The organism is Escherichia sp. B1147, assembly GCF_001660175.1.
In the GTDB taxonomy this organism is placed as follows: Bacteria; Pseudomonadota; Gammaproteobacteria; order Enterobacterales; family Enterobacteriaceae; genus Escherichia; species Escherichia whittamii.
In genome coordinates this window covers 1-21,539 of sequence record NZ_LFHY01000026.1, presented here as the reverse complement: position 1 = coordinate 21,539, position 21,539 = coordinate 1, and the positions used below count along the sequence as shown (strand labels likewise).

The following is a 21,539-nucleotide window of genomic DNA, read 5'->3' as shown; positions in this document are numbered from 1 at the left end:
TACATCCTCATTTTATTTGGTTAAATTAGGGCTGCCATCACGGTTTCTGCGCAGTCGACGTTTCACGCGTTTGATGAAGCGAGCAACCTTCCAGGCACGCTTAATGCAATAGCCATAGAGGAAGAATGCTAGCAAAAAGAGCACCAGCATGACCCATTCCGGGACAAAATGAGAATATTCTGCCAGTACGCCAATGGAAGCGAGTAGCGCTGCAGCAAGGGTAATCAACACAAACGCCTGACGAGAAGTAAATCCGGCGCGCATGATCAAATGATGAATGTGCTGGCGGTCAGGTGAGAATGGACTCATGCCTTTACGCAAACGACGATACATAATCGCCACCATGTCCATCAGCGGGATAGCAATGATCCATAAGGCGGTAACCGGGCTGATTGGATGTGTGGCTCCCTGGGTAGTTTCCAACAGGATCCAGATAACCGTAAAGCCAATCAGCGTGCTACCCGCATCGCCCATAAAGACTTTGTAGCGACGCCCCAGAATACCAAGGTTGAGCATGATATAAGGCAGGATGGCAGCGATCATGGCAAAGCACCAGATAGCGAGGCTGGTTTGCCCGTCGAACCACAAAATCATACCGATTGCCGCAAACGAGACACAGGATAACCCGCCCAGCAAGCCATCAATACCATCGACCATGTTGAAGGCATTAATCGCCGCCCAAACAGCAAACAGCGTCAGGAAGTAACCAAACGGTCCGAGCACCATCTCCCAGGAGCCAAAGATATATCCAAGGCTACTAAGATAAAGCTTACCGAACACCATCATAACAATGCCAACAGCTGCCTGTATGGTGGCACGGATTTTTACGCTGATATCAAAACGGTCATCCAGTGCGCCAATGAACACCAGTACACCAGCACAAGCCAGGTAGAGCGCTGCATGTGGAATATAGTAATCGACAATTCCGAACGTGAAGCAAATCCCTGCGTAAACCGAAATACCCCCAACGAGCGGTATCAATCCCTGGTGACGTTTGCGGAAATTAGGTTTATCCACTAAACCGACTTTTTTTGCCACCTTACGGGCAAAAAACAGAAACAGTGTCGTGAATAAAAAAATACTGATGAGATCAGTACTCACTGTCAGTAAATTCACAATGCATGCTCTCAGAGAAAATTATTAGCTGAAGTATACCCACGAAGACCTTTATTCAGAAGGGAAACTACTTTCTGAACTTACCAGACTTGTGTAAAAATCAACCAATCGGTATGTAAATCGCATAAAACACCCGCAAAAACCAGGAATTTTCACACCACCACAGGTATACCGCTAAGATTACAGATATAAAAGCAAAACGCCACGTAAACACGTGGCGTTTTGTTGTAACGCTAACTTATGAGCGTTTCATCATCTCGAAGAAATCATCATTGGTCTTGGTCATCGCAAGCTTATTAATGAGGAATTCCATTGCGTCGATTTCGCCCATCGGGTGAATGATTTTGCGCAGGATCCACATTTTCTGCAGCTCTTCCTGAGTGGTAAGCAACTCTTCTTTACGAGTACCGGAACGGTTGTAGTCGATTGCCGGGAAGACGCGTTTTTCAGCGATCTTACGAGAGAGGTGCAGTTCCATGTTACCTGTACCTTTAAACTCTTCGTAGATAACTTCGTCCATTTTGGAGCCAGTATCGATAAGCGCGGTTGCGATGATGGTCAGGCTGCCGCCCTCTTCCACGTTACGTGCTGCACCGAAGAAGCGTTTCGGACGATGCAGGGCGTTGGCATCCACACCACCGGTCAACACTTTACCGGAGGCCGGGACGACGGTGTTGTAGGCACGAGCCAGACGAGTGATGGAGTCGAGCAGAATAATAACGTCTTTCTTATGCTCAACCAGACGTTTTGCCTTCTCGATAACCATTTCCGCAACCTGAACGTGGCGAGATGCTGGTTCGTCGAAGGTAGAAGCAACAACTTCACCTTTAACCAGACGCTGCATCTCGGTCACTTCTTCCGGACGTTCGTCAATCAGCAGTACCATCAGTACGCAGTCTGGATGGTTGTAAGCGATGCTCTGAGCAATGTTCTGCAGCAGCATGGTTTTACCCGCTTTTGGCGGCGCCACAATCAGACCACGTTGCCCACGACCGATAGGCGATGCCAGATCCAGTACGCGTGCAGTTAAATCTTCGGTAGAACCGTTACCACGTTCCATACGCAGACGAGAGTTTGCGTGCAGCGGCGTTAAGTTCTCAAAGAGGATTTTGTTACGGGCGTTTTCAGGTTTGTCGAAGTTAACTTCATTAACCTTCAGCAGCGCAAAATAGCGTTCACCTTCTTTCGGCGGGCGAATCTTACCAGAGATGGTATCACCAGTGCGGAGGTTGAAACGGCGGATTTGGCTAGGAGAAACGTAGATGTCATCAGGGCCGGCGAGGTAGGAGCTGTCTGCGGAACGGAGGAAACCAAATCCATCCTGCAATATCTCCAGTACGCCATCACCAAAGATATCTTCGCCACTCTTTGCGTGCTGCTTCAGGATGGCAAAAATAATGTCCTGCTTACGCATACGAGCCAGGTTTTCCAGCCCCATATTTTCGCCGAGAGTGATCAGCTCAGAAACCGGCGTATTCTTTAATTCGGTAAGATTCATAGTGGTGTGAGTTCTTAAACTTGGGGTAAATCTCGAACTTAATGTTGTGAATGGTATGGCAGGATCATCCATGCCTGTTTACGGTCATCAACTCATGTCTTTTCGCTGTCTGGTCACAGGAGAGTACGCAGAACTGAAACGACAAGATGGATTGAGTGACGAGCCAGAAATCTGTTCACTTCGCATTTAAGAAAAACAGGAAGCGTTGGATATTACAAGATTCAAACTTAATAAGGTATGTTTAATACGAAGTCAACATTAAGTTAGCATGACTCACGCCGGGCGTCCAGTTTTTAGCGACGGGGCACCCGAACATGAAATTCCCTTACGCCAGGTTAGCGTCGAGGAACTCTTTCAACTGACCTTTAGACAGAGCGCCCACTTTGGTTGCCGCCAATTCGCCGTTTTTGAACAGCAGCAGAGTCGGGATACCACGGATGCCGTATTTCGGCGCAGTGCCAGGGTTTTGATCGATGTTCAGTTTTGCAACCGTCAGTTTGCCCTGATATTCGTCAGCGATTTCATCCAGAATCGGGGCGATCATTTTGCACGGACCGCACCACTCTGCCCAGAAATCAACGAGGATCGCCCCGTCCGCTTTGAGTACATCCGTGTCAAAACTGTCGTCAGTCAGGTGAATAATTTTATCGCTCATATATAACTCCACAGGAATAAGCCTGGCGTGTTGGTTTCGTTGTTGGTGTAACATTAACCAACTAAAGGTTGACTTTATTTCACCGGATACGCTTTCGTAAAGCAATAGTAAGCTGATATTCTACCACACTATGAGCAAAACACATTTAACAGAACAGAAGTTTTCCGACTTCGCCCTGCATCCGAAAGTTGTAGAAGCCCTTGAAAAAAAAGGGTTTCATAACTGCACGCCCATTCAGGCACTGGCCCTTCCGCTAACGCTGGTAGGTCGTGACGTAGCCGGGCAGGCGCAAACCGGTACCGGAAAAACGATGGCGTTTCTTACGTCAACGTTTCATTATCTTCTCTCTCATCCCGCGATTGCCGATCGCAAGGTGAATCAACCGCGTGCCTTAATTATGGCACCGACGCGTGAACTTGCCGTGCAGATCCACGCCGACGCGGAGCCACTGGCGCAAGCTACTGGCCTGAAATTGGGTCTGGCTTACGGTGGCGACGGCTACGACAAACAGCTGAAAGTGCTGGAAAGCGGCGTTGACATTTTGATTGGCACTACGGGTCGTTTGATCGACTACGCCAAACAGAACCACATCAACCTCGGCGCCATTCAGGTAGTGGTGCTGGACGAAGCCGATCGAATGTACGATCTGGGCTTTATCAAAGATATCCGCTGGCTGTTCCGCCGTATGCCGCCTGCAAACCAGCGTCTCAACATGCTGTTCTCCGCCACGCTTTCGTACCGGGTACGTGAACTGGCGTTCGAGCAGATGAACAATGCCGAATATATTGAAGTGGAACCGGAACAGAAAACGGGCCACCGCATTAAAGAAGAACTTTTCTACCCTTCTAACGAAGAAAAGATGCGTTTATTGCAAACGCTGATCGAAGAAGAGTGGCCAGACAGAGCGATTATTTTCGCCAACACCAAACATCGTTGTGAAGACATCTGGGGTCACCTGGCGGCAGATGGTCATCGTGTTGGCCTGTTAACGGGTGATGTAGCGCAGAAAAAACGTCTGCGTATTCTTGATGAATTTACCCGTGGTGATTTGGATATTCTGGTTGCCACTGACGTTGCCGCGCGTGGCCTGCATATCCCGGCCGTAACGCACGTTTTTAACTACGATTTACCGGATGACTGTGAAGATTACGTTCACCGTATTGGTCGTACCGGTCGCGCTGGCGCAAGTGGTCATTCCATCAGCCTGGCATGTGAAGAATATGCATTGAATTTGCCTGCCATTGAAACCTATATTGGTCACTCTATCCCGGTAAGCAAATACAATCCGGACGCATTGATGACCGATCTGCCAAAACCGCTGCGCCTCACACGCCCGCGTACAGGCAATGGTCCGCGTCGTACTGGCGCTCCGCGTAATCGTCGTCGTTCAGGTTAAATAAAAAATGGCATACTCAAAATCATTCAAACTGTATCAAGATGGCAAGAGAATGAATCCCGATGCGCATACTGTAGTAAGTGATTTGGGTGAAAGAACGCTGCCAACGCAAAGACAGATTGAAGGATGAAGAGTATGGGTTCCACCTCGTCACTTTATGCCGCTATTGATCTCGGTTCGAATAGTTTTCATATGCTGGTTGTGCGCGAGGTGGCTGGCAGTATCCAGACGCTGACGCGAATTAAACGTAAAGTACGTCTGGCTGCTGGCCTGAACAACGAAAATGCCCTGTCTAACGAAGCAATGGAACGCGGCTGGCAATGCCTGCGCCTGTTTGCTGAACGTTTGCAAGATATCCCTCCCTCGCAAATTCGCGTTGTCGCCACGGCGACGTTACGTCTTGCCGTCAATGCTGGTGATTTCATCGCTAAAGCGCAGGAAATCCTTGGTTGTCCGGTACAGGTCATTAGCGGTGAAGAGGAAGCACGCCTGATTTATCAGGGTGTTGCTCACACCACTGGCGGTGCCGATCAGCGCCTGGTGGTGGATATCGGCGGCGCCAGTACTGAACTGGTAACCGGCACCGGCGCACAAACGACTTCCTTGTTCAGCCTGTCGATGGGCTGCGTTACCTGGCTTGAACGCTATTTTGCCGATCGTAATCTGGGGCAAGAAAACTTTGTCGCTGCCGAACAAGCCGCGCGCGAAGTGCTACGTCCAGTTGCCGATGAATTGCGCTATCACGGCTGGAAAGTGTGCGTTGGTGCTTCCGGTACCGTGCAGGCTTTGCAGGAAATCATGATGGCGCAGGGAATGGATGAACGCATTACCCTGGCGAAATTGCAGCAACTGAAACAGCGCGCTATTCACTGTGGCAGGCTGGAAGAGCTGGAAATCGAAGGGCTGACGCTGGAACGCGCGTTAGTATTCCCGAGTGGTCTGGCGATCCTGATAGCAATTTTTACCGAGCTGAATATCCAGTGTATGACGCTGGCTGGCGGCGCACTGCGTGAAGGCCTGGTTTACGGCATGTTGCATCTGGCGGTCGAGCAGGATATTCGCAGCCGTACGCTACGTAATATTCAGCGCCGCTTTATGATTGATACCGATCAAGCGCAGCGTGTGGCGAAACTCGCCGCTAACTTATTCGATCAGGTCGAAAAAACCTGGCATCTTGAAGCGATTAGCCGCGATTTACTGATCAGCGCCTGTCAGCTTCATGAAATTGGCCTGAGCGTTGATTTCAAACAAGCGCCGCAACATGCCGCTTATCTGGTGCGAAATCTGGATCTTCCCGGTTTTACTCCCGCGCAGAAAAAGCTGCTGGCGACGTTATTACTCAACCAGACGAATCCGGTCGATCTCTCATCGCTGCATCAGCAAAATGCCGTACCGCCGCGCGTCGCAGAACAACTCTGCCGTTTACTGCGCCTGGCCATCATTTTTGCCAGCCGTCGTCGTGATGATTTAGTACCAGATATTAAATTACAGGCTGATCATGAGCAGTTGATCTTAACACTGCCACAAGGTTGGCTGACCCAGCATCCGCTGGGGACAGAGGTTATCGAACAGGAAAGCCAGTGGCAGAGCTATGTCCACTGGCCGCTGGAAGTGCTTTAACATGTAATGTGCCGGATGCGATGCGGCATCTTATCCGGCCTTGATTATTTCCCTCGTTTTGCCGCCATCATCGCTTTCAGATTTGCCAGATGGTTTTGTCCTTTCTGCATCCGTTCTTCGGCGCTAACCACTTTACGCTCTTGCTCCCAAATCAGATCATCCTGCGGCAGCTCCAGTAAGAAGCGGCTCGGCTCCGGACGCACCAGTTCTCCGTACTGACGGCGCTCTTTACACAGCGTAAAGGTCAATTCTTTCTGAGCGCGGGTGATGCCAACATAGGCCAGTCGCCGCTCCTCATCGATATTGTCTTCATCGATGCTGCTCTGGTGCGGCAAAAATCCTTCTTCCATACCGACCATATAGACATAAGGAAACTCCAGCCCTTTAGATGCGTGCAGAGTCATCAGTTGCACCTGATCCAGTTCTTCCTCGCTTTCACCCCGTTCCATCATGTCGCGCAGAGTAAAGCGCGTCACCACCTGGGTGAGCGTCATCGGCTCATCCAGTTCGCTACCTTCCAGCATCTCCGTCATCCAGCTAAATAACTGGTTTACGTTCTTCATGCGCATTTCGGCGGCTTTCGGGCTGGGCGATGTTTCATACAACCAGGATTCATAATCCATCCCGTGGATCAGATCACGCACCGCAGCAATCGGTTCCCGCTCCGCCAGGCGCTGGATTTCCGCCAGCCAGTGAGTAAAGCGGGTCAACGCCTCATAACCACGTCCACTAAGTGTCTGACTCAACCCCATATCAAAGCTGGCGGTAAACATGCTTTTATTGCGCGTCATCGCCCACTCGCCCAGCTTTTTCAGCGTCGCCGGGCCAATCTCTCGTTTCGGCGTATTAACAATACGCAAGAACGCGCTGTCATCGTCCGGGTTGGTTAACACGCGCAGATAAGCCAGCAAGTCTTTGATTTCTGGTCGCGAGAAAAACGACGTACCGCCGGAAATTTTGTACGGGATGCGGTTTTGCATCAGGAATTTTTCAAATACCCGCGACTGATGGTTGCCGCGATAAAGAATGGCGTAATCTTTGTATTGCGTTTTATTGACGAAGTGATGCGCGATCAGCTCGCCGGTGACGCGCTCGGCTTCATGTTCTTCGTTATTCGCGCTTAAAACTTTTAGCTCCGCGCCATAGCCCAGTTCGGAGAACAGACGCTTTTCAAATACGTGCGGGTTATTGGCGATCAGAATGTTCGCCGCTTTCAGAATACGCCCAGAAGAACGGTAGTTCTGCTCGAGTTTAATCACCTTCAACGCCGGGAAATCCTGACTCAACAGCACCAGGTTTTGCGGACGTGCGCCGCGCCAGGAGTAGATCGACTGGTCGTCATCGCCCACCACGGTAAAGCGCGCACGACTGCCCACCAGCAGTTTCACCAGTTCATACTGGCTGGTGTTAGTGTCCTGATATTCGTCCACCAGCAAGTAGCGGATTTTGTTCTGCCAGCGTTCGCGTACTTCTTCATTGCGTTGCAGAAGTAGCGTCGGCAATAAAATCAGATCGTCGAAGTCGAGAACGTTGCACGCTTTCAGGTGCGCATCATACAGTCCATAACAATGGGCAAAAATACGATCCCGCTCGCCCTTTGCATCAGCCGCCGCCTGCGCCGGAGTTTTGAGATCGTTCTTCCAGTTAGAGATGGTTGAAATCAGCTGTTGCAAGAGAACTTTATCATCTTCAATCAGCCCCTCGGTCAGCTCTTTGAGCAACGCCATCTGATCGGTATCGTCAAACAGCGAAAAGTTCGCTTTCATTCCCAGCGCCGCATATTCGCGCTTGATGATATCCAGCCCTAATGTATGGAAAGTGGAGATCATCAGCCCACGCGCCTCTTTGCGCCCCAGCGTCTGCCCCACACGCTCTTTCATCTCGCGCGCCGCTTTATTGGTAAAGGTCACCGCCGCGATATGCCGCGCCTGATAACCGCAGCCGCGGATCAGATGGGCGATTTTATTGGTAATAACACGAGTTTTACCGGATCCCGCGCCCGCCAGCACCAGGCAGGGGCCGGTAACGAATTCGACAGCTTGTTGTTGGCCGGGGTTTAGACGCATAGAAAAATCGCTCAATGAAAGTCGGGAGGGGAAAATAACAGCGTGGTAGTATAGCCAGCCTCATCCTTACCACTCAAGGCACGATCATGGCAAAAACAGCAGCAGCACTGCATATCCTTGTAAAAGAAGAGAAACTGGCTCTGGAACTTCTCGAGCAGATTAAGAACGGCGCCGATTTCGGCAAGCTGGCGAAGAAGCACTCCATTTGCCCGTCAGGCAAACGCGGCGGTGATTTAGGTGAGTTCCGCCAGGGTCAGATGGTTCCGGCGTTCGATAAAGTCGTTTTCTCTTGTCCGGTACTGGAACCAACCGGCCCGCTGCACACCCAGTTCGGTTACCACATCATTAAGGTGTTGTACCGTAATTAACAGCAAGGCCTTCTCCGGAAGAAGGCCTTGAACTCTGAATCGCTATTAACTCGCAACCGCAATGCGTTTCATATCCGTCATATAGCCACGCAGTTTCTTACCTACCTGCTCAATCGCATGGCTACGAATCGCTTCATTTACATCACGCAGTTGCGCGTTATCTACCGCGCCTTCCGGAATAACTTTACCAAGGTCACCCGGCTGCAACTCTGCCATAAACGGTTTCAACAGAGGCACACAAGCGTAAGAGAACAGGTAGTTACCGTACTCGGCGGTATCGGAGATAACCACGTTCATTTCATACAGACGCTTACGGGCAATGGTGTTGGCAATCAGCGGCAGTTCGTGCAGTGATTCATAGTAGGCGGATTCTTCAATGATGCCGGAATCAACCATCGTTTCGAACGCCAGCTCAACGCCCGCTTTCACCATCGCGATCATCAGTACGCCTTTATCGAAGTACTCCTGCTCGCCGATTTTACCTTCAAACTGCGGCGCAGTTTCGAACGCGGTTTTACCCGTCTCTTCACGCCAGGTCAGCAGTTTCTTATCGTCGTTGGCCCAGTCTGCCATCATGCCGGAAGAGAATTCGCCGGAGATGATGTCGTCCATATGTTTCTGGAAAAGCGGTGCCATGATCTCTTTCAGCTGTTCAGAGAGCGCGTAAGCACGCAGTTTCGCCGGGTTAGAGAGACGGTCCATCATCAGGGTGATGCCGCCCTGTTTCAGCGCTTCGGTGATGGTTTCCCAGCCGAACTGAATCAGTTTTTCGGCATATGCCGGGTCGGTGCCTTCTTCCACCAGCTTGTCGAAGCACAGCAGAGAACCGGCCTGCAACATACCGCACAGAATGGTTTGCTCGCCCATCAGGTCAGATTTCACTTCCGCAACGAAAGAAGATTCCAGCACGCCCGCACGGTGACCACCAGTTGCCGCAGCCCAGGCTTTGGCAATCGCCATGCCTTCGCCTTTCGGATCGTTTTCCGGGTGAACGGCAATCAGCGTCGGTACGCCGAATCCACGTTTGTACTCTTCACGCACTTCGGTGCCAGGGCATTTCGGCGCAACCATCACCACGGTGATGTCTTTGCGGATCTGCTCGCCCACTTCTACGATGTTGAAACCGTGAGAGTAGCCCAGCGCCGCGCCGTCTTTCATCAGTGGCTGTACGGTGCGCACTACATCAGAATGCTGCTTGTCTGGCGTCAAGTTAACCACCAGATCCGCCTGCGGGATCAGCTCTTCGTAAGTGCCAACTTTAAAACCGTTTTCGGTCGCTTTACGCCAGGACGCGCGCTTCTCAGCGATCGCTTCTTTACGCAGGGCGTAAGAGATGTCCAGACCAGAATCACGCATGTTCAGGCCCTGGTTCAGCCCCTGTGCGCCACAACCGACGATGACCACTTTTTTACCCTGAAGGTAGCTCGCGCCGTCAGCGAATTCGTCGCGGCCCATAAAGCGACATTTGCCCAGCTGTGCCAGCTGCTGGCGCAGGTTCAGTGTATTGAAGTAGTTAGCCATGGTGATTCCTCGTGATGTTGTGCTTCTTATTGTTCGGTTCGCGTTTGCGAGATTGAATTCACTATATGACAGGAAATTTATTGCGGAAATTGATATATTCACAACGTCACATTGCAATTTCTGCAACGTCAAAATCGAGGGCAGCGCCTGTGGATTTACGCGATCTGAAAACCTTCCTACATCTGGCGGAAAGCCGCCATTTCGGGCGTAGCGCGCGGGCAATGCACGTCAGCCCCTCCACGCTCTCCCGGCAGATTCAACGCCTCGAAGAAGACCTCGGTCAGCCGCTGTTTGTACGCGATAACCGCACGGTAACGCTCACCGAAGCGGGCGAGGAGCTACGCGTTTTCGCCCAGCAAACACTGTTGCAGTATCAGCAACTGCGACACACCATCGATCAGCAAGGTCCGTCGCTCTCTGGCGAATTACATATCTTCTGCTCGGTGACCGCTGCCTACAGCCATCTGCCGCCGATTCTCGACCGATTCCGCGCGGAACATCCATCGGTGGAGATCAAACTCACTACCGGTGATGCGGCGGATGCGATGGAAAAGGTTGTCACTGGCGAAGCAGATTTGGCGATTGCCGGGAAACCGGAAACCCTACCGGGTGCGGTGGCGTTTTCGATGCTGGAGAATCTGGCAGTGGTGTTGATTGCGCCCGCGCTGCCCTGCCCGGTGCGTAATCAGGTTTCGGTAGAGCAACCGGACTGGTCTACGATTCCCTTCATCATGGCCGATCAGGGGCCGGTGCGCCGCCGCATTGAACTGTGGTTCCGACGCAACAAAATCAGCAACCCGATGATTTACGCCACGGTCGGCGGGCATGAAGCAATGGTGTCGATGGTAGCGCTCGGCTGCGGCGTGGCGCTATTGCCGGAAGTAGTGCTGGAAAACAGCCCCGAGCCTGTACGCAATCGTGTAATGATTTTAGAGCGTAGCGATGAGAAAACGCCGTTTGAGCTGGGCGTGTGTGCACAAAAAAAGCGGCTGCATGAGCCGCTGATTGAGGCGTTCTGGAAGATTTTGCCGAACCATTAACCCGCCAAAAAGAACCTGAACGCCGGGTTATTGGTTTCGTCGTGGCAATCGTAGCCCAGCTCATTCAACCGGGTTTCGAAATCCGGTTCATGATCGCCAAGCTCGAACGCTGCCAGCACGCGCCCGTAGTCGGTGCCATGACTGCGATAGTGAAACAGCGAGATGTTCCAGTGTGTGCCTAATGTGTTGAGAAAGCGCAGCAGCGCGCCCGGCGATTCCGGGAATTCGAAGCTGTAGAGGCGTTCCTGCAACGGATGCGATGGACGCCCGCCGACCATATAGCGCACGTGCAGCTTCGCCATTTCATCGTCGGAGAGATCGACCACGCTGTAGCCGCCATCGTTGAGCATCTGCAAAATTTCTTTGCGCTCTTCAAGGCCGCGACTTAAGCGTACACCGACAAAGATGCAGGCGTTTTTGGCATCGGCAAAGCGATAGTTGAACTCGGTGACCGAGCGCCCGCCAAGCAGCTGGCAGAACTTCAGGAAGCTGCCCTTTTCTTCCGGGATGGTCACCGCCAGCAGCGCTTCACGTTGTTCACCCAGTTCGCAGCGTTCCGAGACGTAGCGCAGGCCGTGGAAATTGACGTTGGCACCGGAAAGAATATGCGCCAACCGCTCACCGCGAATGTTGTGCTGGGCGATATATTTTTTCATCCCTGCCAGCGCCAGCGCGCCAGAGGGTTCCGCCACCGCGCGCACATCTTCGAACAGGTCTTTCATCGCCGCACAGATAGCATCGCTATCGACGGTGATGATGTCGTCGAGATACTCCTGGCACAAACGGAAGGTTTCATCGCCGATACGTTTTACCGCAACGCCTTCAGCGAACAGTCCCACACGCGGCAAATCAACCGGATGACCGGCATCCAGCGCCGCTTTCAGGCAGGCTGAATCTTCCGCTTCCACGGCTATCACTTTGATTTGCGGCATCAGTTGTTTGATCAACACCGCCACACCCGCCGCCAGACCGCCGCCGCCGACCGGCACAAATACGCGGTCGAGATGGGCATCCTGCTGGAGCAGTTCCAGCGCCAGCGTACCTTGCCCGGCAATCACCATCGGATGATCGAACGGCGGCACCCAGGTGAAGCCCTGTTGCTGTGACAGTTCGATAGCTTTGGCTTTCGCTTCGTCAAAGTTCGCACCGTGGAGCAGTACTTCGCCGCCAAAGCCGCGCACCGCGTCGACTTTGATATCGGCGGTGGCGGTTGGCATGACGATCAGTGCCTTCACGCCTAACTGTGTGGAAGAAAACGCCACGCCCTGCGCGTGGTTACCCGCAGATGCGGTGATCACGCCGTGCGCTTTCTGTTCTTCCGTCAGGCCCGCCATCATGGCGTATGCGCCGCGCAGCTTAAAGCTGTGCACTGGCTGGCGGTCTTCGCGCTTCACCAGAATCACGTTATCAAGACGCGACGACAGCTTTTCCATTTTCTGTAGCGGCGTGACCTGCGCCGCTTCGTAGACCGGTGCGCGTAGCACCGCTCTTAAATATTCGGCGCCTTCCGGGGCGCCGGAGAGGGGTTGCGAATCAGCCATCATTAACCCCCCAGCTTCGATTTATCGCGCACTGCACCTTTGTCGGCGCTGGTTGCCAGGCTGGCGTAGGCACGCAAGGCAAAGGAAACCTGCCGTTCACGGTTTTTCGGTGTCCAGGCCTGGTCGCCACGGGCTTCCTGCGCTTCACGACGCGCGGCAATTTCCTGGTCACTCAGTTGCAGCTGAATGCCGCGATTCGGAATGTCGATTTCGATCAGGTCGCCATCTTCAATGATCGCAATATTGCCGCCGCTCGCCGCTTCCGGTGAAACGTGGCCGATGGAAAGGCCAGAGGTGCCGCCGGAGAAGCGCCCATCGGTTACCAGCGCACAGGCTTTACCGAGGCCCATTGATTTCAGGAAGGTGGTCGGATAGAGCATTTCCTGCATGCCAGGGCCACCTTTCGGACCTTCGTAACGGATCACCACGACATCACCCGCGACGACTTTACCGCCGAGGATCGCTTCAACCGCGTCGTCCTGGCTTTCGTATACTTTCGCCGGGCCGGTGAATTTGAGGATGCTGTCATCGACGCCTGCGGTTTTCACGATGCAGCCGTTTTCCGCAAAGTTACCGTAGAGTACCGCCAGGCCGCCGTCTTTGCTGTACGCGTGCTCCAGCGAGCGGATACAGCCATTAGCGCGGTCGTCATCGAGAGAATCCCAACGGCAATCCTGCGAGAATGCCTGGGTCGTACGGATACCCGCCGGGCCAGCGCGGAACATATTTTTCACCGCATCATCCTGGGTCAGCATAACGTCGTATTGTTCCAGCGTTTGCGGCAACGTCAGGCCAAGTACGTTTTTCACATCACGGTTCAGTAACCCAGCCCGATCCAGCTCGCCGAGAATGCCGATAACACCGCCTGCGCGGTGAACATCTTCCATATGGTACTTCTGGGTGCTCGGCGCAACTTTACACAGCTGCGGTACCTTGCGAGAGAGCTTATCGATATCACTCATGGTGAAGTCGATTTCCGCTTCCTGCGCCGCCGCCAGCAGGTGGAGAACAGTGTTGGTAGAGCCACCCATCGCGATGTCCAGCGTCATGGCGTTTTCAAACGCCGCCTTGCTGGCAATGCTGCGCGGCAGCGCGCTTTCGTCATCCTGCTCGTAGTAACGTTTGGTCAGTTCGACGATGCGCTTCCCGGCGTTGAGGAACAGTTGCTTGCGGTCGGCGTGGGTCGCCAGCAGCGAGCCGTTGCCCGGCTGCGACAGGCCCAGCGCTTCGGTCAGGCAGTTCATCGAGTTAGCGGTGAACATCCCGGAACAAGAACCGCAGGTTGGGCAGGCTGAACGTTCCACCTGCTCGCTTTGGGCGTCAGAAACTTTCGGGTCCGCGCCCTGGATCATCGCATCGACCAAATCGAGTTTGATTATCTGATCGGACAGTTTGGTTTTTCCGGCTTCCATCGGGCCACCGGAAACGAAGATAACCGGGATGTTCAGGCGCAGCGAGGCCATCAGCATCCCCGGGGTGATTTTGTCGCAGTTGGAGATACAGACCATGGCGTCGGCGCAGTGAGCGTTCACCATATACTCGACGGAATCAGCGATCAGCTCGCGAGATGGCAGTGAATAAAGCATGCCCCCGTGGCCCATGGCGATCCCATCATCCACCGCAATGGTGTTGAACTCTTTGGCAACGCCGCCAGAAGCTTCTATTTGTTCAGCGACCAGTTTACCGAGATCGCGCAGATGGACGTGACCCGGCACAAATTGAGTGAACGAGTTCACAACAGCGATAATCGGCTTGCCGAAATCGGCGTCGGTCATTCCAGTGGCGCGCCACAGCGCACGAGCACCCGCCATATTACGACCATGAGTGGTGGTGGCGGAACGGTACTTAGGCATACTTTATTTACTCCCAGTGTCTGTCTCGTAAATGGGACGGTGCGTGCCGTCCCATTTTTTGTATTTATTGATTAACTTGATCTAACCAGCCCCATTTATCTTCGGTTTCGCCGGTGAAGAGGCCGAAGAAGGCTTGCTGGATGCGTTTGGTGACCGGGCCGCAGCGGCCTTCGCCCACCTGAATACCGTCTACGCTGCGTACTGGTGTGATTTCAGCCGCCGTACCGGACATAAACACTTCATCCGCCAGGTACAGAGATTCGCGCGACAGCACCTGCTCGCGCACTTCAATTCCCAGCTCTTTCGCCAGTTTGATAATGGCATCACGGGTAATACCCGGCAGCGCGGATGAGGTGAACGGTGGGGTGAACAGCACACCGTCTTTCACTTCAAACAGGTTTTCGCCTGCGCCTTCAGAGATGTAACCGTTCACATCCAGCGCGATACCTTCCTGATAACCGTGGCGGCGAGCTTCGCTACCCACCAGCAGGGAAGAGAGGTAGTTACCACCCGCTTTTGCTGCGGTTGGGATGGTGTTTGGTGCTGCGCGGTTCCAGGAGGAAACCATCGCGTCGATCCCCTGCTCCAGCGCTTCTGCGCCCAGATAGGCTCCCCACGGGAAAGCGGCGATAATCACGTCGGTGGAGTATCCCGCTGGCGGGTTAACGCCCATACCAACATCACCAACGAAGATCAGCGGACGGATATAGGCGCTGGTGAGATTGTTTTTGCGGATCACGTCACGGCAAGCTTCCATCAGCTCATCAATGCTCTGCGAAACCGGGAAGCGATAGATTTTGGCGGAGTCATGCAGACGCTGCATATGCTCACGATGGCGGAATACAACCGGTCCTTTGTGCGAGTCGTAGCAACGGATGCCTTCAAAAACCGAAGTGCCATAGTGCAGCGCGTGCGACATCACATGCACCTTCGCGTCTTCCCAGCGAACCATCTCCCCATTGAACCAAATGTAATCAGCTTTCTTCGTGGTCATTTTTATATTCCTTTTGCGCTCAGGCGCGGATTTGTTGTGATGTGGTTGTGCTCTGGCAGATGGCAACGTGTGCGACGTCCACCAGTTTATTTAACTGACTAAACAGTAAGTCGACCGAACGTGGGCTGGCAACGGTCAATTCGATATTTATATTTTGTGCATCGCTGGCGGTGGCCATATTCATTGAGCAGACGTGGAAACCACGATGACGCACCACGCGTAAAACACGTTCTAAGGTTTCCGGATTGAAGCGAGCCGATACATTGACCTGATGTTGCATCATGATAATTTCTCCAACATTTCTGAATTACTGGCGCCAGGCGGCACCAGCGGCCAGACGTTCTCAAGTTCGTCGATTGAGACATGAAGCAGGTATGGCCCATCACTGTTCAGCATGGTGTCGAGTGCCGCTTCAACCTGGTCTTTACGGGTGATGTGTTGGCCAGGGATGCCGAAGGCGCTGGCTAACATGAGGAAATCGGGGTTATCGGTAAGAGTGGTTTCGCTATATCGTTCCTGGAAAAACAGTTGCTGCCATTGTCGAACCATCCCTAACCGCTGGTTATCGAGTAAGACGATTTTCAACGGTAACTGCTTACGTTTTACGGTGCCGAGCTCTTGTACATTCATCATGAAAGAGCCGTCACCGGAGATACAAACGACGGTATCGTTCGGTCGCGCGACTTGCGCGCCCACCGCCGCTGGTAAACCGAAACCCATAGTGCCTAAACCGCTGGAGGTGATGAAATTTTCCGGGCGAGTGTGGGCGATATGCTGCGCAGCCCACATCTGGTGCTGCCCCACATCTGTGGTCACAACGCAATCCGCAGGTTTACGATCCGACAGTTGTTTTAACAACAACGGCGCGTAGATAGCGTCACCGGGATGGTCGTAACGCCAGGCATGTTCATCACGCAGCTGTGTGCAATATTGCTGCCAGCCATTGATATTTAACGACTGCCGTAATGCTGGTAACAGAGCATTTAAATCACCCTGTAATGCCACATGCGCCTGGCGCAGCTTGTTCATTTCTGCCGGGTCGATATCCATATGGATAACACTGGCGTGCGGCGCGAAGGTGTTCAGTTTGCCGGTCACCCGGTCATCAAAACGTGCGCCTACGGCGATCAGCAAATCACACTCCTGCACCGCAAAGTTCGCCGCTTTGGTGCCGTGCATTCCCAGCATCCCAAGATAGTACGGATAATCCGTGTCAACTGCGCCCAGTCCTTTCAGCGTGCAAGTTGCAGGCATTTTTGTGGCAGCGAGAAATTCATGCAGCGCAGGAACCGCACGCGCCATACCGACACCGCCACCGACATACAGCATCGGTTTTTGCGCTTTTGCCAGCATCTGGCGCGCTTGCTCGACTTCTGCATGTGGGAAAGTCACTTCGTTTTCAACGGTGGTGAACCACGGTTCCAGGTCACCGCAGGCTAACTGGATATCTTTTGGGATATCGACCAGGACCGGACCAGGACGACCTGAGCTGGCGACGTCAAACGCTTCGGCCATGATGCGCGGCAACTCTTCCAGCGACTGTACCAGGAAGCTGTGTTTGGTACAGGCTAACGATAATCCCAGGACATCAACCTCCTGAAATGAGTCGGTGCCGATGAACGGTGCGGATACTTGACCAGTGATGGCAACGACAGGGATAGAATCTAACAGCGCGTCCGCCAGCCCGGTGATCAGATTGGTTGCGCCCGGACCAGACGTGGCGATGCACACACCAGTTTTGCCAGTAGCACGAGCATAACCGATAGCCGCCATTGCCGCGCCTTGCTCGTGTCGGCACAGCAAGTGTTCCACGCCGCCGTCATACAATGCATCGTAAACCGGCATAATTGCGCCACCCGGATAACCGAAAACGGTATTCACACCCTGTGCTCGCAACGCATGTACCACCCACTGTGCGCCATTCATAGTTAGTTCCCCGTCCTGAATCTTGAGAAACAGAATTTTGTGCTGTTATTCATTGTCTGCTCCTCAGTTATGTTTTTAAGGTCAAAAAAAACCCCCGGACCTTTCGGTGCGGGGGTCTTAGTTCGTTAAGGCTTGATCTCTAAGCCTTTCCTCGTCCAAGTGCAGCCCCGCACGGTGGGATAATAATCACCACCACGCTAATCACGACCAGGCTAATCACTCGTAGAAGGGCTGTCATTTTGTCTTTTCTTGCATCTTGTTCGAAGGAATGCCTAAAGAGTTACCATAGATTTTGCAAATAGCACAAGATATTTTTTAACCACACATTGTTGCTTTCCCAATCATTTCGATAAAAACCATTGTTTTTCATATAAAAAAAGGTGAGTGAAAAAAATTCAATTTCCGTATGTTTCTTGCCCTCGCCCAGAGGCTAATTTTTTACTTCTCATTTTTGCGAGAGTTATTCCATCACTCATACAACTCAGATCACGTTACATAAATAAACGGGAATCAGCCGCTAATTAACGCAATCTGGCAGACTACAGCAGCGATCTCTTATGCACATAATGGTGGCTCAAGGAGGGCTTATGTCACTGTCAATTGTTCATACTCGTGCAGCTCTGGGAGTAAACGCTCCCCCGATCACTGTTGAGGTTCATATCAGTAAAGGTCTACCAGGATTAACGATGGTGGGCTTACCAGAAACAACGGTAAAAGAAGCACGCGATCGCGTGCGCAGCGCCATTATTAATAGCGGATATGAATATCCGGCAAAAAAAATCACCATTAATCTTGCACCAGCCGACCTGCCGAAAGAAGGAGGGCGATATGATTTACCTATCGCTATTGCTTTACTGGCAGCCTCTGAACAGCTTACAGCCAATAAGTTGCATGAATATGAATTAGTCGGAGAACTGGCGCTTACAGGCGCTCTGCGCGGCGTTCCCGGCGCAATCTCCAGTGCAACTGAAGCCATTAAGTCGGGCAGAAAGATTATCGTCGCGAAAGATAACGAAGCCGAAGTAGGGTTAATTAATGGTGAAGGGTGCTTGATAGCCGATCACTTACAAGCTGTCTGTGCGTTTCTCGAAGGTAAGCATGATCTCGAACGTCCAGCACCTACTGATGCAGAGTTCAGGGTATTACAACATGATCTCAGTGATGTTGTGGGCCAGGAGCAAGGAAAGCGAGGGCTGGAAATTACCGCCGCAGGGGGCCACAACCTTTTACTGATTGGGCCTCCAGGAACAGGTAAAACAATGCTCGCCAGTCGCATTAATGGCTTGCTGCCGGATTTAAGCAATGAAGAAGCTCTGGAAAGCGCTGCAATATTAAGCCTGGTGAATGCCGAATCAGTGCAAAAGCAGTGGCGACAGCGCCCGTTCCGCTCACCGCATCACAGTGCGTCGTTAACTGCGATGGTCGGCGGTGGTGCAATTCCCGGGCCTGGTGAAATTTCTCTGGCGCATAACGGCGTGCTTTTTCTTGATGAACTACCTGAATTTGAACGGCGTACATTAGATGCCTTGCGGGAACCAATTGAGTCCGGGCAGATCCATCTTTCACGCACGCGGGCCAAAATAACCTACCCGGCCCGTTTCCAACTTGTCGCAGCGATGAATCCCAGTCCTACCGGACATTATCAGGGGAATCATAACCGCTGCACACCAGAACAAACACTGCGTTATCTCAACCGACTCTCTGGTCCCTTTCTTGACCGCTTTGACCTCTCACTGGAGATCCCACTACCGCCCCCAGGCATTTTGAGTAAAGCGGTAGTGCTGGGGGAAAGCAGCGCCACTGTTAAACAACGCGTAATGGCCGCCAGAGAGCGCCAATTTAAGCGGCAGAATAAACTGAATGCCTGGCTGGGTAGTCCGGAAATACGTCAATTCTGCAAGCTTGAGAGCGAAGACGCACAGTGGCTGGAAGAAACGCTGCTTCATCTGGGATTATCGATTCGTGCCTGGCAGCGATTACTGAAGGTATCGAGAACTATCGCTGATATTGATCAGTCTGACGTCATCACACGCCAGCATTTACAGGAGGCAGTTAGCTATCGAGCTATCGATCGCTTGCTTATTCATTTACAAAAACTACTGACATAAAAAAAGGGCATTTCGCCCTTTTTATTAATCGTCGGAATCTGTGTAGTCTTCAGCACCTTCGACCTGCGGTTTACCGCCAGAAAGGGTGTGAAAACGTTTTGGACGCTTGATACGCGTCATATACTTGGACCACACGCGTTCTGCTTCTGTCACTGGCTCACGTTCGCCACGGCATACTGCTACGAAGAGTTTCTCTTCTTCGGTAACCGGCTCGCGTTTGCCGAGATCCAGCTCATTGAAGGCATAACCATGACGTTCAAGCAGTTGTGCCTCTTTGATGGTGAAATCACCATGACGAGAGAATCCGCGTGGATAATGTTTATTGTCGAAATATCGATTAGTCGTCGTAAAGCTTTCCGCCATCCTGCACGCTCCTAATTCTTTGACCGAGCTAGTTATGGCGCGGAGTATTAGTTACGCTTGACAGAGTGTAAAACAAAACATTTAAATCATAACGACAAATAATTTTGCGGAGAGCACTGTGGATACGGAATTGTTAAAAACTTTCCTGGAAGTTAGCCGAACGCGTCACTTTGGTCGAGCGGCTGAATCGCTCTATCTGACCCAATCAGCTGTGAGCTTTCGAATCAGACAACTGGAAAATCAACTGGGTGTAAATCTTTTCACCCGCCACAGAAACAATATCCGTTTAACCGCTGCCGGAGAAAAGCTTCTGCCTTATGCAGAAACGCTCATGAGCACCTGGCAGGCCGCCCGTAAGGAAGTGGCGCATACCTCACGGCATAATGAGTTTTCTATCGGTGCCAGCGCCTCGTTGTGGGAATGTATGCTTAATCAGTGGCTGGGACGCTTGTATCAACATCAGGATGCCCACACTGGCCTGCAATTTGAAGCGCGGATTGCCCAACGACAGTCTCTGGTAAAACAACTACATGAACGTCAGCTTGATCTGCTTATTACCACTGAAGCGCCCAAAATGGACGAGTTTAGTAGCCAGTTGTTGGGACATTTCACTTTAGCGCTCTATACCAGCGCCCCTTCTAAGTTAAAGGGGGATCTTAACTATCTGCGTCTGGAATGGGGACCGGATTTTCAACAGCATGAGACAGGTTTGATCGGTGCTGATGAAGTCCCAATTCTGACAACCAGTTCTGCTGAACTGGCACAACAACAGATTGAAATGCTTAATGGCTGCACCTGGCTGCCGGTAAGTTGGGCGCGTAAAAAAGGCGGATTGCATACTGTTGTCGATAGCACGACTCTTTCACGACCGCTCTATGCCATATGGCTGCAAAATAGCGACAAACATGCGCTGATTCGAGATCTATTGAAAATTAACGTACTGGATGAAGTGTATTAGTCTGAATGGCTGGCAAGGACGCCGGTGGAAGGATTTACTTAGGATGGGTTATTTCAGATAAAAAAAATCCTTAGCTTTCGCTAAGGATGATTTCTGGCAGGGGCGGAGAGACTCGAACTCCCAACACCCGGTTTTGGAGACCGGTGCTCTACCAATTGAACTACGCCCCTAATTAGGGTGGCGGAACGGACGGGACTCGAACCCGCGACCCCCTGCGTGACAGGCAGGTATTCTAACCGACTGAACTACCGCTCCACCGAATTCTTTTACAACCACCGGTTTTATGACCGGTTTACTGCTTAATTTGATGCCTGGCAGTTCCCTACTCTCGCATGGGGAGACCCCACACTACCATCGGCGCTACGGCGTTTCACTTCTGAGTTCGGCATGGGGTCAGGTGGGACCACCGCGCTACTGCCGCCAGGCAAATTCTGTTTTATCAACACGTCTTTCTCCGACCTGTCGATTTAATCTGTATCAAGCTGATATTGTCGTCTCTTCGCCAAAACATCTTCG

20 protein-coding genes, 2 tRNA genes and 1 rRNA gene are annotated in these 21,539 nt (G+C 52.2%); 6 read left to right on the top strand and 17 right to left on the bottom strand.

Annotation, left to right across the window (positions count from 1 at the left end; genetic code table 11):
• Positions 1–12 precede the first annotated feature (12 nt).
• The 4 genes from wecA to trxA all read right to left on the bottom strand — a co-directional run bounded on the left by wecA (position 13) and on the right by trxA (position 3,269).
• On the bottom strand, positions 13–1,116 hold the full coding sequence (gene wecA, locus A9180_RS21605) for a UDP-N-acetylglucosamine--undecaprenyl-phosphate N-acetylglucosaminephosphotransferase (RefSeq protein WP_064530527.1): 1,104 nt from the start codon (positions 1,114–1,116) through the stop codon (positions 13–15).
• 238 nt (positions 1,117–1,354) lie between these two features.
• On the bottom strand, positions 1,355–2,614 hold the full coding sequence (gene rho, locus A9180_RS21600) for a transcription termination factor Rho (RefSeq protein WP_001054527.1): 1,260 nt from the start codon (positions 2,612–2,614) through the stop codon (positions 1,355–1,357).
• A gap of 87 nt (positions 2,615–2,701) precedes the next feature.
• Entirely contained in the window at positions 2,702–2,800 is a 99-nt protein-coding gene (rhoL, locus tag A9180_RS21595; protein ID WP_032145636.1) for a rho operon leader peptide RhoL, read from the bottom strand.
• Positions 2,801–2,939: 139 nt separating this feature from the next.
• Positions 2,940–3,269 (bottom strand): thioredoxin TrxA, encoded by a 330-nt coding sequence (gene trxA / locus A9180_RS21590; protein ID WP_064530526.1) that lies wholly within the window; start codon positions 3,267–3,269, stop codon positions 2,940–2,942.
• A gap of 130 nt (positions 3,270–3,399) precedes the next feature.
• On the opposite strand from trxA, the gene rhlB reads away from it, so the two are divergent.
• Together rhlB and gppA are read left to right on the top strand one after the other, a co-directional pair.
• Positions 3,400–4,665 carry an ATP-dependent RNA helicase RhlB gene (gene rhlB, locus A9180_RS21585; protein WP_064530525.1) on the top strand — a complete coding sequence of 422 codons (1,266 nt, stop codon included), beginning with the start codon at positions 3,400–3,402 and terminating at the stop codon, positions 4,663–4,665.
• 135 nt (positions 4,666–4,800) lie between these two features.
• The gene (gppA, locus tag A9180_RS21580) at positions 4,801–6,285 is read left to right on the top strand and encodes a guanosine-5'-triphosphate,3'-diphosphate diphosphatase (protein WP_064530524.1); all 1,485 of its coding nucleotides are present in this window, start codon (positions 4,801–4,803) and stop codon (positions 6,283–6,285) included.
• Between the two features lie 44 nt (positions 6,286–6,329).
• Here the strand turns inward: gppA and rep are convergent, their stop codons facing one another.
• Positions 6,330–8,351, bottom strand: coding sequence for a DNA helicase Rep (rep, locus tag A9180_RS21575; protein ID WP_064530523.1), 2,022 nt, complete (start codon positions 8,349–8,351; stop codon positions 6,330–6,332).
• 86 nt (positions 8,352–8,437) lie between these two features.
• Here rep and ppiC point away from each other — a divergent pair, with 86 nt between their 5' ends.
• Positions 8,438–8,719 carry a peptidylprolyl isomerase PpiC gene (gene ppiC / locus A9180_RS21570; RefSeq protein WP_001140258.1) on the top strand — a complete coding sequence of 94 codons (282 nt, stop codon included), beginning with the start codon at positions 8,438–8,440 and terminating at the stop codon, positions 8,717–8,719.
• A gap of 45 nt (positions 8,720–8,764) precedes the next feature.
• On the opposite strand, the gene ilvC is transcribed toward ppiC, so the two are convergent.
• Complete coding sequence (ilvC, locus tag A9180_RS21565) at positions 8,765–10,240, bottom strand: ketol-acid reductoisomerase (protein ID WP_064530522.1); 1,476 nt, start codon at positions 10,238–10,240, stop codon at positions 8,765–8,767.
• A 149-nt stretch (positions 10,241–10,389) separates the two neighbouring features.
• On the opposite strand from ilvC, the gene ilvY reads away from it, so the two are divergent.
• Positions 10,390–11,280, top strand: a complete 891-nt coding sequence (ilvY, locus tag A9180_RS21560; protein WP_064530521.1) for an HTH-type transcriptional activator IlvY — start codon at positions 10,390–10,392, stop codon at positions 11,278–11,280.
• Here ilvY and ilvA read toward each other — a convergent pair.
• The 7 genes from ilvA to ilvL all read right to left on the bottom strand — a co-directional run bounded on the left by ilvA (position 11,277) and on the right by ilvL (position 17,832).
• Positions 11,277–12,821: a threonine ammonia-lyase, biosynthetic gene (gene ilvA, locus A9180_RS21555; RefSeq protein WP_074399683.1), complete on the bottom strand. Its 1,545-nt coding sequence runs from the start codon at positions 12,819–12,821 to the stop codon at positions 11,277–11,279. The genes ilvY and ilvA overlap by 4 nt on opposite strands.
• Before the next feature lie 2 nt (positions 12,822–12,823).
• A complete protein-coding gene (gene ilvD, locus A9180_RS21550) occupies positions 12,824–14,674 on the bottom strand; it encodes a dihydroxy-acid dehydratase (RefSeq protein ID WP_064530519.1) in 1,851 nt (616 codons plus the stop codon).
• 64 nt (positions 14,675–14,738) lie between these two features.
• Positions 14,739–15,668, bottom strand: coding sequence for a branched-chain-amino-acid transaminase (gene ilvE, locus A9180_RS21545; RefSeq protein WP_000208520.1), 930 nt, complete (start codon positions 15,666–15,668; stop codon positions 14,739–14,741).
• Between the two features lie 19 nt (positions 15,669–15,687).
• Entirely contained in the window at positions 15,688–15,951 is a 264-nt protein-coding gene (gene ilvM / locus A9180_RS21540; RefSeq protein ID WP_000983257.1) for an acetolactate synthase 2 small subunit, read from the bottom strand.
• A complete protein-coding gene (ilvG, locus tag A9180_RS21535) occupies positions 15,948–17,594 on the bottom strand; it encodes an acetolactate synthase 2 catalytic subunit (RefSeq protein ID WP_064530518.1) in 1,647 nt (548 codons plus the stop codon). The genes ilvM and ilvG overlap by 4 nt, the downstream gene beginning before the upstream one ends.
• A 2-nt stretch (positions 17,595–17,596) precedes the next feature.
• Positions 17,597–17,647, bottom strand: a complete 51-nt coding sequence (gene ilvX, locus A9180_RS24475) for a peptide IlvX (RefSeq protein WP_001387183.1) — start codon at positions 17,645–17,647, stop codon at positions 17,597–17,599.
• 86 nt (positions 17,648–17,733) lie between these two features.
• Positions 17,734–17,832 carry an ilv operon leader peptide gene (ilvL, locus tag A9180_RS21530; protein ID WP_001311244.1) on the bottom strand — a complete coding sequence of 33 codons (99 nt, stop codon included), beginning with the start codon at positions 17,830–17,832 and terminating at the stop codon, positions 17,734–17,736.
• 349 nt (positions 17,833–18,181) lie between these two features.
• Here ilvL and A9180_RS21525 point away from each other — a divergent pair, with 349 nt between their 5' ends.
• Entirely contained in the window at positions 18,182–19,702 is a 1,521-nt protein-coding gene (locus tag A9180_RS21525; RefSeq protein WP_064530517.1) for a YifB family Mg chelatase-like AAA ATPase, read from the top strand.
• Between the two features lie 24 nt (positions 19,703–19,726).
• Here A9180_RS21525 and maoP read toward each other — a convergent pair whose 3' ends face one another.
• The gene (gene maoP / locus A9180_RS21520) at positions 19,727–20,065 is read right to left on the bottom strand and encodes a macrodomain Ori organization protein MaoP (protein ID WP_000841001.1); all 339 of its coding nucleotides are present in this window, start codon (positions 20,063–20,065) and stop codon (positions 19,727–19,729) included.
• 118 nt (positions 20,066–20,183) lie between these two features.
• On the opposite strand from maoP, the gene hdfR reads away from it, so the two are divergent.
• On the top strand, positions 20,184–21,023 hold the full coding sequence (hdfR, locus tag A9180_RS21515; protein ID WP_064530516.1) for an HTH-type transcriptional regulator HdfR: 840 nt from the start codon (positions 20,184–20,186) through the stop codon (positions 21,021–21,023).
• A gap of 94 nt (positions 21,024–21,117) precedes the next feature.
• Here the strand turns inward: hdfR and A9180_RS21510 are convergent.
• The 3 genes from A9180_RS21510 to rrf form a co-directional block, all read right to left on the bottom strand.
• A tRNA-Trp gene (locus tag A9180_RS21510) sits at positions 21,118–21,193 on the bottom strand.
• An 8-nt stretch (positions 21,194–21,201) separates the two neighbouring features.
• A tRNA-Asp gene (locus A9180_RS21505) sits at positions 21,202–21,278 on the bottom strand.
• 54 nt (positions 21,279–21,332) lie between these two features.
• A 5S ribosomal RNA gene (gene rrf, locus A9180_RS21500) occupies positions 21,333–21,448 on the bottom strand.
• Between the last annotated feature and the right edge of the window lie 91 nt (positions 21,449–21,539).

Bases quoted from the DNA above. Each gene is read 5' to 3' on its own strand.
- rep (WP_064530523.1), bottom strand. From the start codon at position 8,351: ATGCGTCTAAACCCCGGCCAACAACAAGCTGTCGAATTCGTTACCGGC.
- rhlB (WP_064530525.1), top strand. From the start codon at position 3,400: ATGAGCAAAACACATTTAACAGAACAGAAGTTTTCCGACTTCGCCCTG.
- gppA (WP_064530524.1), top strand. From the start codon at position 4,801: ATGGGTTCCACCTCGTCACTTTATGCCGCTATTGATCTCGGTTCGAAT.
- rhoL (WP_032145636.1), bottom strand. From the start codon at position 2,800: ATGCGAAGTGAACAGATTTCTGGCTCGTCACTCAATCCATCTTGTCGT.
- ilvA (WP_074399683.1), bottom strand. From the start codon at position 12,821: ATGGCTGATTCGCAACCCCTCTCCGGCGCCCCGGAAGGCGCCGAATAT.
- ilvD (WP_064530519.1), bottom strand. From the start codon at position 14,674: ATGCCTAAGTACCGTTCCGCCACCACCACTCATGGTCGTAATATGGCG.
- ppiC (WP_001140258.1), top strand. From the start codon at position 8,438: ATGGCAAAAACAGCAGCAGCACTGCATATCCTTGTAAAAGAAGAGAAA.
- ilvC (WP_064530522.1), bottom strand. From the start codon at position 10,240: ATGGCTAACTACTTCAATACACTGAACCTGCGCCAGCAGCTGGCACAG.
- ilvG (WP_064530518.1), bottom strand. From the start codon at position 17,594: ATGAATGGCGCACAGTGGGTGGTACATGCGTTGCGAGCACAGGGTGTG.
- rho (WP_001054527.1), bottom strand. From the start codon at position 2,614: ATGAATCTTACCGAATTAAAGAATACGCCGGTTTCTGAGCTGATCACT.
- ilvM (WP_000983257.1), bottom strand. From the start codon at position 15,951: ATGATGCAACATCAGGTCAATGTATCGGCTCGCTTCAATCCGGAAACC.
- maoP (WP_000841001.1), bottom strand. From the start codon at position 20,065: ATGGCGGAAAGCTTTACGACGACTAATCGATATTTCGACAATAAACAT.
- trxA (WP_064530526.1), bottom strand. From the start codon at position 3,269: ATGAGCGATAAAATTATTCACCTGACTGACGACAGTTTTGACACGGAT.
- ilvE (WP_000208520.1), bottom strand. From the start codon at position 15,668: ATGACCACGAAGAAAGCTGATTACATTTGGTTCAATGGGGAGATGGTT.
- A9180_RS21525 (WP_064530517.1), top strand. From the start codon at position 18,182: ATGTCACTGTCAATTGTTCATACTCGTGCAGCTCTGGGAGTAAACGCT.
- ilvL (WP_001311244.1), bottom strand. From the start codon at position 17,832: ATGACAGCCCTTCTACGAGTGATTAGCCTGGTCGTGATTAGCGTGGTG.